The organism is Collinsella aerofaciens, from assembly GCF_040920445.1.
GTDB lineage: Bacteria > Actinomycetota > Coriobacteriia > Coriobacteriales > Coriobacteriaceae > Collinsella > Collinsella aerofaciens_BH.
In genome coordinates this window covers 20,980-33,818 of record NZ_JBCOTQ010000021.1, presented here as the reverse complement: position 1 = coordinate 33,818, position 12,839 = coordinate 20,980, and the positions used below count along the sequence as shown (strand labels likewise).

Below are 12,839 nucleotides of genomic sequence, written 5' to 3'. Positions count from 1 at the left end.
TGATGCTCCCGTCTCCATAATAGGAATCTTTTTCGGTGCATCCTATGCAGTAAATGCGACGGCCTACATTGCAGCAGATTTCTTCTCATCGCGTTTCGGGAAAAGAAATACCATGCTCGGCTCGATGCTAATCGAGGCCGGTCTTTTCATGATTCTTCCGTGGTTCGCTTCAAATCCGCTGTGTTTGTTTGGCCTTAGCATGGTGCTTTGTTTCCTCCCAGAAGTGGTGTACATCACTTCGGAAAACTTAATCCAAGACGCGATAGCGGACGATCTCCGCGCGACGATCCTTTCCGTCGCGTCTCTGGTAAGGGCCCTCTTTTCCGCAATGTTTTTCTCCATATTTGGACATGTGTTGGGGTTATATCCCATTCAGATAGCGCTCGGTATTATTGGCGCGATGGCGATAGCGATTACCGCCGTTGTTTCATTAAAAATTGGTGGAATACATGCCTTCAAGAATTGATGTATCGATTGACGAGCTGCCAGAAGTTTCGAGCCTTCTTGATGGCTACGGGTGTACGCGTTAGCTTTGAATCGGTGGGCCTTAATGCCGAGGAATATCAGCGTTTTATCGATGCTTGCGGAATAGTAATGGTCTCGGGCGAAGATTGCTATATCTTACCAGGGATGAACCGTTTAATCCTGCCCCAGACTAGTGACTTATAATTGCGGCTTCCCGTCTACGTCTGCACTAGACGTGGATGCGGGAAACTTCCCCTTAATGCAATTCACAATATGTTGAAAACTCAGGTCGTGGAACGCGATGGGTTTTAGTTTTTTTGGTACTGCAGTCGGCAATTTACTCTGCGGGTTTGGCACTATGAAGGAATTAGGCTTTTCCTGTAACGTTAAAATTACAACGATTGGTGGTTGCAGCTCTGCTTAGCAAATCTAATCCCTGAATATTAAGCACATTACGCGACAGGTGTACTTTACTGTTCTATCCCTTTTTGCCCGTAAAGACAGGGGGTCTTCTTCCGGTTACCTTTTGTTTTTGCAGGGGAGGGGCCATTTTGACGGCTACTACATACGAGATTGATCTTATTTGCGGTCCATCGAAATCGTTGGACGACATTAAGTAGCTAAAATAGCCCCGTTCCAAAAAGACTGGTTAACAAACCCCGTGCCAAAAAGATTGGTCTTAGGCGTGGTCGCGCCAGTCGAGAACGCGCTGCTTCATGCCTTCGATGTCGAGCACGCCTTCGGCAAAGCCCTTGCGCACGAGCTCTTCGGGAACAAACTCGTCGTAGCGGTCAAAGTAAGGCACCTCGCCGGGATAGACGAGCTCGATGGGGTCGAAGTCCTTCTCGGCCTCGGCGGCGAGCACCTCAAAGAATGTCTCCTCGTCGGCCTTCATCTTAAATTGCATAAAGTACGGGCGCGACGGGTCGAGTCCGCGAAGGCCCAGCTCCGCGGCACATTTAATCTTGAGCATGCGCTCGAGTGCCAAAAAAGCGTAGCTGCCCAGCCAGGGGAAGAGCACCCAGGTGTCGCCACCCAGGTTGATGAGCGGCTTAGTTCCCGCGCCCGAAATCTCGGCCGTATGGCGAGCCTGCGCCAGACGGGCCCGCGCGTTACCCATCAGGTACGGATACGCCGCGTGCTCGTTGAGCGCCTTGCGCATACGCTCGAGTACGTGTGTATTGATGTCGCCGGGGCAGTCGCCAAAGTAGGCCGGCACCCGGCCCTTGACCTGCGTGGCAAAGACGGTGTGACGCTTCCAGTCCACTTCCTCGACAATCCAGCAATGGCCGGCGATGGCAATGCGCTCACCGGGCGGGGGCGGGTTGACAATCGTGCCCAGCTCGGCCGATTCGCTGCGAACGGTGAACTCCTCGTTTTCCTGGAACACGGCGTAGAACTTAAAGTTGTTGATGATGCGCTCGCCCGCGAGACCCATGATGAGCCCGCCGCCCTCGGTGACTTGGATATGGTCGATCTTAATGAGGTGACGCAGCAACACGCGATAGTCATCGGCCGAGATGCGATGGAAATAGCTGAGTGTGAGCACGCGCTGGGCAAGCTCTGCCGGCGTGAGTTCGCCGGTGCTGGCAAGCGTCGACATAGTCTGGTGGTAGAGCAGGCTGTAGGGGAGTCGATCGAGTTCGGGTGACTCGACCCACTTTTCCTCGCGATAGAGTTGTACGAGCGCGATGCCCTGCAGGAGCTTCCACGGAATGGTCTCGGGCATCATCGTGCGCGGCTCGGGTTCTTCCTCGCGCATGACAAACCACATCTCGGGCGGAAGATCGCGGCGCCCCGTGCGGCCCATTCGCTGCAAAAAGGAGCTGACGGTAAACGGTGCATCGATCTGAAACGCACGCTCCAGACGGCCGATATCGATACCGAGCTCCAGTGTAGATGTGGTGACGGTTGTCTGCGCCTGCTCCTCATCGCGCATGAGCTCTTCTGCCGTCTCGCGCAGCGATGCTGAAAGATTGCCGTGGTGGATGAGAAAGCGGTCGGGCTCGTGCCGGCTCTCGCAGTAGCTGCGCAGCATGGAGCACACGGCCTCTGCCTCCTCGCGCGAGTTGGCAAAGACCAGGCACTTGCGGCCGCGTGTGTGCTCAAAGATATAGCCCATGCCGGGGTCGGCGTTGTCTGGCGCCGTGTCGGTGGGGTTGAGTAATGCCTGTTCGGGTGCTCGGGGGATGTCGACTTCGCCCTCGGGGGCCGACGAAGTGCGGCGATCCCTGGAGGTAGCCTTGTCCCGTGCCCGCTCACGACGTTGACGGCGCTCCTCTTGTGTGAGCTGTCCGCTGTGACGCATGTCTTGGGCGCCGGCGGGCAGTGCCGCGGGTGCCGCTGCCTCAATGCGCTCGCATGCAAGCACTTCGGCCTCTTGAGGACCCATGCTCTCGAATCCTCGCTGCTGTGCCTGGGGACCCGAGTTGTAGAAGTGCTCCATGGAGATACGCCACACGCGACGCGGTTCCTCAAAACGGGGGATAACGCAGTCGCGTCCCGTTCCCTGTGAGAGAAAGGCACCCGTGCGCTCGGGGTCGCCGATGGTGGCCGAAAGGCCGATGCGGCGGGGCTGCACGCCTGCCATGCGCGAGAGTCGCTCGATAAGGCAGAGCGTCTGCCCGCCACGGTCGCCGCGCATGAGCGAATGGACCTCGTCGATGACCACATAGCGCAGGTCGCAAAACATGCGCGGGATCGCCATGTGCTTATGGATTAAGAGCGCTTCGAGTGACTCGGGCGTAATCTGCAAGATGCCGCTCGGTTTTTTGATGAGCTTAGCCTTGTGCGACTGCGAGACATCGCCATGCCAGTGCCAGACGGGGATGTCGGCTTCTTCGCACAGGTCGTTGAGGCGAACGAACTGATCATTGATGAGCGCTTTGAGGGGGCCGATGTAGAGGGCGCCTACGCTCGCGGGCGGGTTCTCCCAAAACTCGGTCAGGATGGGAAAGAAGGCTGCCTCGGTTTTGCCGGAAGCCGTGGATGCCGTCAGGAGCACATTATCTTGCGTGTTAAAGATGGCGTCTGCCGCTGCAACCTGGATAGAGCGCAGACTCTCCCAATCGTGGGAGTAGATGAAGTCTTGGATAAACGGAGCATATCGGTCAAAGGCGTTCACGGGGCCTCCTCTCAAATACGAATCTCTTAACGCGGTGAGCAGTGGCTCGCTACATTACTGTCTCGACGTTTGCCCAGATAAAACCTGCCAAAATAAACCTGTCCCTTTTTGGCAGGTTAGATGGTGAACTCGGCGAAGTTGCGGTCTTCGCTTGCGGTGTCGGTGTTGTCCGTTACGGCTGCCGGCGCCAGCGCGTCGCCACCGACGCTTTGCAGCAACTCGGCCATGTTAGCATCGGGGTTTTGGCATAGGATGTCGAGCAGCTCGATAAAGTCACGAATGACTTCACGCGGCGTTAAGTGCGTATCGGCTCCCACGCGGCCAAACTCAATCTTGAGGAAGTCCACCAAGTCGTTTTCGGTAAGCGAGGGCGTCCAGCCAAAGTAGCCGGCATGGATCTGCATGAGTTTTTCGATCAGCACCAGCAGTTCCTCATAGGTGAGTGGCTGTAGGCGGATGATGGGCGCGAGCATGTCCTTAAGGTCCTCGCGCGCAAAGCGGCCCTGAGCGAGTCGGCTGCGCAGGGCTTCGTAGGAGAACACGCCGCGGCGGCGGTCTTCGATGGAGGTTGGCGTGCCGCCCATAATCATGCCCAGGTACTGCGCTTTGCCCTGAAGCGTGTCGTTGTACATGGTCAGGATTTTCTCGTAGTTGTACTGGCGCGTGATAGCGTTGGGAATCTTATACAGATTCACGAGCTCGTCGATGAGCACCAGCATGCCCTTGTAGCCGCTGCAAACCAAAAAACGAGCGATGAGTTTGACGTAGTCGTACCAGTCGTCATCGCTGATGATGGTTGAGGAGCCCAGCTCGGCGCGTGCCTCACTCTTGGTGCGGTACTCGCCGCGAATCCATTTGGTCACGCGGCTCATAGCTTCTTCGTCGCCCTCGGATACGGCCGCGCGGTAGCGGCGGAGCATACGGGAGAAGTCGAAGCCGTGGACCATTTCCTCGAGCGGGGCCAGTTGGGCATTGACGGCAGACTCATCGGCATCGGCACACGAGGCGACCCAGCGATCCAGGATAAGGTTGAGTGCACCGCCCTCGGGGCGCGTTTTAGTCGATATGTTGCGGATGAGCTCACGGTAGGTGGCAAGGCCCTGTCCCTGGCCGCCCTGCAGGCGGCGCTCAGGGGATAGGTCGGCATCGGCGACGACGAATCCCTCGCCCATGGCGTGCGTGCGGATGGTCTGGAGCAAAAAGCTCTTGCCGGCTCCGTAGCGACCGACTAAAAAGCGGAAGCTCGCGCCGCCATCGGCGATGAGACTCAAATCGGTGAGCAGGGCGCGAATCTCGACCTCGCGTCCCACGGTGATATAGGGAAGGCCGATGCGCGGGACCACGCCGCCCTTGAGCGAGTTAAGGATAACGGCAGCGACGCGTTTGGGTACACGGGGCGCTGCGGATGCGGTATCACTCATGGTCTAGGTATCCTCTCACGTCTGCTTCGTAGTCCTCGATAATCTGCGGCCCTGCCGCGCTAAATTCAATTACGGTGTCGCCCACCAGGTCAAAGAGCGCCTCGTTGATGCTGTCGACGAGCATGTCCTCGCTCTGCCCCGATTGCACTACCGCCGATTCCGCCTGTACTGCGTTGTGCTCGAGCAGCGCGCGGAGATAGGCGTCTGCGGCAGGCGTGAGTTCGTTCGTGGCGTCAGCGGGCGCAACAGCTGCGAACGCGGGCGTCGGCGCGAGAAGCGGTGCCACGACACCAAACTGTTCGGTGGATATGGTTGGCTCGTCGGTCTCGTCCTGCCGAATGGGTGCCGCGACCGCCTCGACAATCGCGTCGGCTACGGGCTCGGCTTCCGGTTGCCCTGAGTCCGCTGCCTCGGCTTCCACAGGTGCGCCGTCCTCGCGCTCTTCGTCGATTAAAAGTGCTTCGCGCGTTTGCGCAGCGGCGCTCCGAATGTGCCCCAGCTGAGTCAGGTCGATATCGATCTTGACGGGCTGGTGTGCGGCGTCCCACGAAAGCCATGCCACAATCTCGTCATCGATAATCTTGGCCAGATATTTGGGGACCTTTTCTTCCTTAAGGGGATGGGCGGGGTCCAGCGCCAGGCGCAGGCGTTGGTCGCAGGCGCGCATCATTTCACCGAGCTTGCTGCTCTTTTGCCTACTACCATGGATACGCATACATTCCCAAAAGCCGTTTTGGCAACGGTAGATATGGATGGGATCCAGGCGGTATTCGCAGTTCTCGTGGCGCTCGGGCGCAAAGAATACGGCCGAGGCAAACATGGTGTAGGGCATGGCCGTCTCCTCCCCAAACAAGCTCGCTACGATGCCGGTCTTTCGATGCGTGTCATAGTAGCGCGCCATGCGGACATACGCGGCGCATGCCACGTGGCGCAGATCGCGGTGGTGGCTGCGGTCGAGCCGCGAGTTACTTAGGTTGTACGTGGAGAGGGCGTTGATGGCGGCCATGAGTCGCTCCTCGCGCACCTCATCGGGCGGAAGGGGGAGCGTGGGCTCGGAGGTTTTGCGACGTTTGGGGGTCTGGTCGGACGGTGCCGGTGCCGGTACAAGGTCTCGTGCCGCGCGCCGCAGCTCGATAAGGGCGTTATCGAACATGACGGTTTTAGAGTCGCGGAGCAGCTTGGGGTCGAGCCCATGGAATACGGCGTAATCCTGCAACCACACGCGTGCAAACCGATCAATGCCGGGCTCGAAGGCGCGATAGACATCCCAAAAGGCCTTGATCTTGTTAAAACCGTCGAGCGGGTCATCTACGCCAATGCCGCAAATCAGCTCATAGAGATACAGAAAGGCAAAGGACGTAGACGTTTCCTCGACGGTTCCGCGGCGCACTTGGGCACGCCAGGTAAAGTAGCCGCGCAGCTGCCGGTCGCTCATGGCGTTGTAGGTGGGAAAGTACGACTTAAAGGTGCCGTTGTAGGGACAGTCGTCCTCAAAGTCGGCCATCAGCAGGCCCTGGCGGTAAAAAAGCTCGGCTTCCGAAAGCCAGCGGCCCGCACCGCCCTTGGGGTCATCCTGCCAGCGCGATATCTCGCGCATTTTACGGTACTGGTCGGGGAGGAAATTCTGCATCTGTCGGCCGGTTTTGAGAATCGGCTCGTCTGCGTAGATTTCGTTTGAGAAGCGGGTGGACTGATGGGTCCGGGCCTCGGCCATAATGCGCTCGATGAGCATCTTGATGTCCTGGTCGGCCACCGCTTCTCCTCTCCTAACGCAGCTACGGTGACCTCATATCATAGCACAGCATCAAACAGATGTTCGAGATACCGCTGCGTTGATAGATTTAGAACAGGAGGGCGTAGATGACGGCGATGACGACGGAGGGGAGCATATTGGCCGTGCGGAAGGTCTGAGGACGGATGAGGTTGACGCCGACGCAGAAGATGAGCATGGAGCCTACGAGCGAAAGGCTGTCGAGGGCTGCCGTGGTCATGATGGGGGAGAGCGCGCCGGCAAACAACGTGATCGTCCCCTGGAACACGGCGACGGGCAGGGCGGAGAAAATGCAGCCGCGGCCAAGCGACGCCGTCATGGTGCAGACGATGATGCAGTCCAATGCGCCTTTCAAGGCAAGCGTTGACCAGTCACCGAGCAGACCGTCCTGGATCGATCCCACGATAGCCATGGCACCGATGCAGACGGTCAGCGATGTCGAGACAAAAGCGTTGGTGAACTCGTTATCGCCCTCACTGCCAGTCTTGCGCTTGAGCCATTCGCCAAGGTTCTCGATGGCGGCCTCCAAGTTGATGGCCTCGCCGATGAGCGAACCGAGCGCAAATGAGACGATGAGCATGGTGGTACCGGTGGTCGCTAGCGCCTTTCCATCGATGATGAGCATCTTTTGCATGGTGCCGCCCAGGCCGATAAACAGGACGCACAGTCCCGATGCTTTCATGAGCGTGTCTTGGATGCGCGGTGTAATGAAGCGGCCGCCCGCTAATCCCAAAAGACCGCCCGCAACTAAAAGCACAACGTTGATGATTGTTCCCAAGCCCGGCATGAGCCCTCCTGTATTGATGCCAACGTGGCAATCGTAGCAGAACGAAATGCGAGGCACATCGCGACTCATCTAATACGTTATATAAGTGGTGTTAGGAATGATGCGCAGCATTTAAGCCTCAGGTGGTTGTCGGGACATAGGGATAGTATTCAAAGCGCAGTGTCATAAGCCGCTGCGGGAATTCAATAGCCGCGGCGATGATATTGGCATCGCGGGCACGATCAAACCCTTCGAGTTCGATCTGATACGAGACGTCTTGCATAATGTCCAGACGCCGCCAGGCTAGGAGTGTGTCGCCATCGAATTCCAAGGTCTTGCCTCCATCTGGAGCAACGGCGTATAGACGCAGCTTGGCGGTGGTTGCAGGGTCGACAACCGTGACCTTTTTAATTTCGTTTCGAGTATTCTTGGCGCCCAACAAGGTGAGCAGTGTTGGGGCCACGACCTCGCCCGATGGCAAAAAGACGACTTCGATGGATTCGGGAAATGCGATGATGGCCGACTTGCGGACGGGTTGATTGGCGGCGGCAACTTCGATGTTCGCAGCGTCGATGACCTCTGTGTGGTCGAGCGCGGCAAGCACGCAGCAGTTACCTTCATCGATCTCTTGAGGATCAGCAAGCCCCAGACTGTCCGCGAGTTCGGAATCGTTTGGATCGGTAGCGGGTTCATTCGGTGCTTCGAGAGAAGCTGGGACGCTGTTTGTCGGCGACGGCGTGTCGCCCGCACCTGCTTCTTTGTCCGCGCTCTCTTCTTGTATGGTTGCGTTGATGGGTTCGTCGTTTGGGGGGAGCGTCTTGGCGTCAAACGCGGAGGGGAGAATTCCGATAGCTCCGGATCCGTTCCACTCCATTTCGAGAAGCGCCGGGTCGGCAAGAATGCGTTGCCTGCTTTGCGCGTGGGAATCGATTTCAAAAGGACCTGCCTCTATCCCTCGTGTAAGGCTGAGTGATCCGGCTGGCTTCTCGAAATGAGCGTCTGTGTCTTTGGTACTGACGGCGTAGAACAGCAGGGACGCTTCTCCCGCCGCGATGGCATCGGTGCCGGCTTTGGTCAGCCGCAATGATGCCGTGAATGAGAGGGTGGGCTGCGCATCGTCTGCATTCGCGGCGGCGCAGCCCAGACATATACCGCCTCCTTTCTCAAAAAACGTACCGTCGAAGGCGACCTTCGCTCCGTTCGCCGAGTCATCGACCGAAGCGATGTCGATGCGCAGCTCTAAATTGCATGGATCGCCATCTGCATCGAGCACAGCCGAGCGCCACGTGCAGACGGCGCACCCCGCCTGGGAGCCGTTTGCCTTGTTCGAACGATCGATATCCACGACTATCGAGCCGTCCGTATTACGACGAAGACATCCCGAGGTCGAGATTGCGGCCTGTGCGATCGAAAAACGCTTGCACGCAATGGCGCTCGACGGATTTGGTGCGGAGCTTAGGGCCGCTGGTAAGGAGTCTGCCATGACAGGAGTCGCCCAAGCGGCGACAGGCGTTCCGGTTGCGAGCGCGCCGCAGAGTGCGACGACGGGCAAAAGGTTCTTCGATGCCATAGGGTCTCCTTAGCTAATTTGGTGCGGCCTGTCCGTGTTTTGTTTCTGGCTGCGTTTGATGTGCAGACCGAGGCCGGCGGTCCCCGCGCCTGCTGCTGTGGCGCCTGCTGCCAAGAGCCATCGTCTGTCGCCTGTCTGCGCCAACGGTTCCTCGCGGTCGCCGCGGTCGAGCTCCGAGAGGTCGACCGTCACTTGCGTGGCGGCCTGCGCCTGTTCTTGCTGGGCAAAGGCCATGGCTGGCCCAAACGCTAGGATGCTGACGGCGGCGGCCAGGGCGACGGCCTTATGCCGTGTGCGCACCGGGCTCGACCGTCCAGGTGATCGTTGCAACCTGATCGCCTTCGCCGGTTACGCGGAAGATGTCGCGCGTGACGCGGGCGACGTTTCCGCTTGTCTTGAGCTTAATTTTGTCCGTGCCACCGGCAATGCCCTGGTAGCCCATGTCGAAGGCTGCATTCTTGGAAAGATCGAGGCCCGTTCCCTGCATTGCGGCGCTGGCGTTCTGGAGCGCGCCGTCGGGGCCGACCTTAAAGTCGATGGAGTTCTGCGCGGTTCCGGCCTTGGCGTCGGCGGCAATGGTCCAGGTGTTCATGGCGTCGATCTTCATGTTGGTGACATGGATGCCGTAGGCCGAATGATTGTCGATGGTGGTCGCGTCTTCTGAGGGGCCCTGAAGCGTGCCGTCGGCCTTGGCGACGAAGGGAATAACCGTCGGAACTTTGAACTCAACGTTGTCGATCTCGGTCCTGACCATTACCTTCGTGGTTCCAACGCGCCCGGCTGCCATAGCTGGCGTCGGGGCGGCGCCCATTGCGAGCGCGAGCGCGAGCCCTGTGCCCACGACGAGCGCTCTGACTCCGTTCATGTTCCTGGTGATGTCCATGGTCGTTCCTTTCTATTCGCCGCGGGCCGTCCCCGCGATGATTGGACGAATGCTGGTGAATTGCATGCGGTGCCGTGTCGGCCGGAAGGCTAGTTCTCGGTTTGCTCAACCCGTACCTTGACACGTGTCGGATTGCCGTGGCTGTCGAGGGTCTTTGCATCGAGTGCCTGGATCTCGATGTACGCCTCGCCTTCTTTGATGTCGCCGGCGGGGCACGTCTCGATTGTCTTGCCGGTCTCGACCACACCGGATTCGTACATGGTCTCGTCGTTTTGGATGACGCGGAATCGCTGGGGAAATTTATTGTCTTGGACGTTTTGCACGTTGACGCGCAGTTTGCCGTCCTCCTGCAGCTGAGCGACCGGCGCGACCGAAATCGTCATCATGTTGTCGCGGACGATGGCGTCGAGCTCATCTTGGATTTCCTGGCGCGTTTTGCCCTCGGCCGTCGTAACCGAAGCGCCCGCCTCGGGTACGGGCTGCGACTGCCAAACGTATAGTCCTACGGCGACAAGGGCACAGACGATGGCCAAGCAGGCAACGATGAGCTTCTTGCGACGACCCAGGCCTGCAAAGTGGGGTGGCTTCTTCGCGCTCATGCGGCATCCTTGGCGGTATAGACGCGCGCAAAGGTGGACGGGTCCGCTCCAAAGAGCATGTGAAGCATCAGACGGCGCGAGTAGACGAGCTCGTCGAAGTCGGGAGGGAGCTCGATGTCGTGGATATGCGCGATGTGGTGGGCGAGCGCCGAGAACGACTCGGGGTCGCAGATCACATCGGTGGTAACGTGGTAGACCGTCGTATCGGGGAATGCCTCTTCGTCGAAAGGCAGGAGATGGGGATCGTCGTCGACTTCGATGGCGATGCCGTACTGGGGCCAGTAATATGCCATGGGAACCTCCCTGCTTCTGGGCCAAAACTTCTATCGGTTTTGGCTGTCGACGCCGACCTTATCAGCCGCTACTTGACCAATTTCTGACCAAATGCTTGACGGATTGGCGTCTCCGCAGGTAAAAGGCGGCAAAAAATACTCCAACTTTTTTCGAGCGACAATCGCGCGGTCGGCGACGGCGGGGCCATATGTGTCAAAAGCATCGTCTGCCGAGGAAATCAAGCCGCTCGCCGAATTGCACGAACGTAAAAAACGCCAATTATGGAGACGGTCTCGAACACGTCGACGAAACGATGCGGTAACATCTCCCTGCAAACACTGTAGTTAGCTAAAGGGGGAGTTCGCGTGTCTGCAACCATCAAACCCTTCACCGACGAGTTCGAAGAGTATGGCCGCGATGAATCTCGCGCATCGGGCGAGGCCTCGAGCATCTCGTTTCCGACAACGGAAAACGAGGTCCGTGCCATTTTGGAAAAGCTCCATGCCGAGCGTGTTCCGGTAACGGTTCAGGGCGCCCGAACCGGCCTTGCCGCCGGCGCCGTGCCCCACGGCGGGCATATCCTCAATACTTCCCGTATGAATCGCTATTTGGGCCTTCGCCGCGATGAACAAGGCCAATTTCTGCTGCGCGTGGAGCCGGGCGTTGTGCTCTCGGAGCTGCGCAAGCAGCTGAGCAAGAAGGTGCTGCCGACCGCTGGTTGGGACCAGGCATCGCTTGAGGCCTACGAGGAGTTCCAAGAGGCTCCCGAGCAGTTTTTTCCCACCGATCCCACCGAGGCGTCTGCCTGTCTGGGCGGCATGGCGGCATGTAACGCCTCCGGTGCCCGCAGCTACGCCTACGGCCCCATGCGCCCACATATCACGGGACTCCACGTCGTGCTGGCTGATGGCGATTTGCTTGAGCTTCGGCGCGGCGAGGCTTTTGCCCAGGGCCGCCACCTGTCGCTCGTGACGGCAGCGGGCCGTACACTCGAGCTCGATCTTCCCGGCTATACCATGCCCAAGACAAAAAATGCTTCGGGCTATTTCGTTGCTGACGATATGGATGCCATCGATCTGTTTATCGGTGCGTGTGGCACAATCGGTGTCATCACCGAACTCGAGATTGCCCTGCAGGTGGCACCCGCGGTCGTTTGGGGCGTGAGCTGCTTCTTCGACAGCGAAGACAAGGCCGTGTCCTTCACCGATTCTGTGCGTCCCGTCCTGTCCCATGCGGCTGCCATCGAGTACTTCGATGCTGGCGCCCTGGATATTCTACGTCGCCAGCGCGAGCAGTCGACGGCGTTTGCCTCGCTGCCTGCGCTCGACAAAGACGCCAAGGTCTGTGTCTACGTGGAGCTCGACTGCGACGACGAAGCCCAGGCGACTGAGGAGCTGTATCACTTGGGGTGGGTACTGGAGCTTGCGGGCGGCAGTGACGATGCGACATGGGTCGCGCGCACCGAGGTCGATCGCGAGTGTCAGCGATTCTTCCGCCATGCGGTGCCCGAGAGCGTCAACATGCTCATCGACGAGCGCCGCCGCATGGATCCCACCATCACCAAACTGGGTTCGGACATGTCGGTGCCCAACGCGCACTTGGCCGATGTTATCGCCCTCTATCGCCGCACGCTGGCGGAAAGTGGGCTTGAATCTGCCGCCTGGGGGCATATCGGTAACAACCATCTGCATGTGAACATTCTGCCGCGCGATGCACAGGATTATCGCCGCGGCGCAGAACTCTTTGCCCAGTGGGCTTCCGAGGTCACGGCCATGGGCGGTGCCGTCTCCGCAGAACACGGCGTCGGCAAGATCAAGGCGGGCTTCTTGGAGACGATGTACGGTCACGAGGCCATGGTCGAGTCGGCGCGGCTCAAGCTCCAGCTCGATCCTGCCGGGCAGCTGGGTCGCGGTAACCTGTTTTCGGAGAAGCTCTTGGATGAGCTCGTCCAGAAAGGGGGCGCGTGA

The 12,839-nt window shown here is 58.9% G+C and carries 11 protein-coding genes; 2 read left to right on the top strand and 9 right to left on the bottom strand.

Annotation, left to right across the window (positions count from 1 at the left end; genetic code table 11):
• Positions 1-466, top strand: a 466-nt coding sequence (locus AB5405_RS04980; RefSeq protein WP_368137775.1) for a hypothetical protein, incomplete at its 5' end; no start/stop codon positions are given.
• Positions 467-1,144: 678 nt separating this feature from the next.
• Here the strand turns inward: AB5405_RS04980 and AB5405_RS04975 are convergent.
• From AB5405_RS04975 to AB5405_RS04935, 9 genes are all read right to left on the bottom strand, one after another.
• Entirely contained in the window at positions 1,145-3,589 is a 2,445-nt protein-coding gene (locus tag AB5405_RS04975; RefSeq protein WP_368137774.1) for a DEAD/DEAH box helicase, read from the bottom strand.
• A gap of 116 nt (positions 3,590-3,705) precedes the next feature.
• On the bottom strand, positions 3,706-5,010 hold the full coding sequence (locus AB5405_RS04970; RefSeq protein WP_368137773.1) for an ATP-binding protein: 1,305 nt from the start codon (positions 5,008-5,010) through the stop codon (positions 3,706-3,708).
• Positions 5,003-6,763 carry a TerB N-terminal domain-containing protein gene (locus tag AB5405_RS04965; RefSeq protein ID WP_368042022.1) on the bottom strand — a complete coding sequence of 587 codons (1,761 nt, stop codon included), beginning with the start codon at positions 6,761-6,763 and terminating at the stop codon, positions 5,003-5,005. The genes AB5405_RS04970 and AB5405_RS04965 overlap by 8 nt, the downstream gene beginning before the upstream one ends.
• An 88-nt stretch (positions 6,764-6,851) precedes the next feature.
• Positions 6,852-7,568: a DUF554 domain-containing protein gene (locus AB5405_RS04960; protein ID WP_195363187.1), complete on the bottom strand. Its 717-nt coding sequence runs from the start codon at positions 7,566-7,568 to the stop codon at positions 6,852-6,854.
• Between the two features lie 118 nt (positions 7,569-7,686).
• Positions 7,687-9,117, bottom strand: coding sequence for a hypothetical protein (locus AB5405_RS04955; RefSeq protein ID WP_368137772.1), 1,431 nt, complete (start codon positions 9,115-9,117; stop codon positions 7,687-7,689).
• Positions 9,118-9,126: 9 nt separating this feature from the next.
• Positions 9,127-9,351 carry a hypothetical protein gene (locus tag AB5405_RS04950; protein ID WP_368137771.1) on the bottom strand — a complete coding sequence of 75 codons (225 nt, stop codon included), beginning with the start codon at positions 9,349-9,351 and terminating at the stop codon, positions 9,127-9,129.
• 49 nt (positions 9,352-9,400) lie between these two features.
• On the bottom strand, positions 9,401-10,000 hold the full coding sequence (locus tag AB5405_RS04945; protein WP_368137770.1) for a hypothetical protein: 600 nt from the start codon (positions 9,998-10,000) through the stop codon (positions 9,401-9,403).
• Between the two features lie 89 nt (positions 10,001-10,089).
• A complete protein-coding gene (locus AB5405_RS04940) occupies positions 10,090-10,599 on the bottom strand; it encodes a hypothetical protein (RefSeq protein ID WP_035137057.1) in 510 nt (169 codons plus the stop codon).
• Positions 10,596-10,892, bottom strand: a complete 297-nt coding sequence (locus AB5405_RS04935) for a hypothetical protein (protein WP_035137058.1) — start codon at positions 10,890-10,892, stop codon at positions 10,596-10,598. The genes AB5405_RS04940 and AB5405_RS04935 overlap by 4 nt, the downstream gene beginning before the upstream one ends.
• Before the next feature lie 345 nt (positions 10,893-11,237).
• On the opposite strand from AB5405_RS04935, the gene AB5405_RS04930 reads away from it, so the two are divergent.
• On the top strand, positions 11,238-12,839 hold the full coding sequence (locus AB5405_RS04930) for an FAD-binding oxidoreductase (protein ID WP_117769805.1): 1,602 nt from the start codon (positions 11,238-11,240) through the stop codon (positions 12,837-12,839).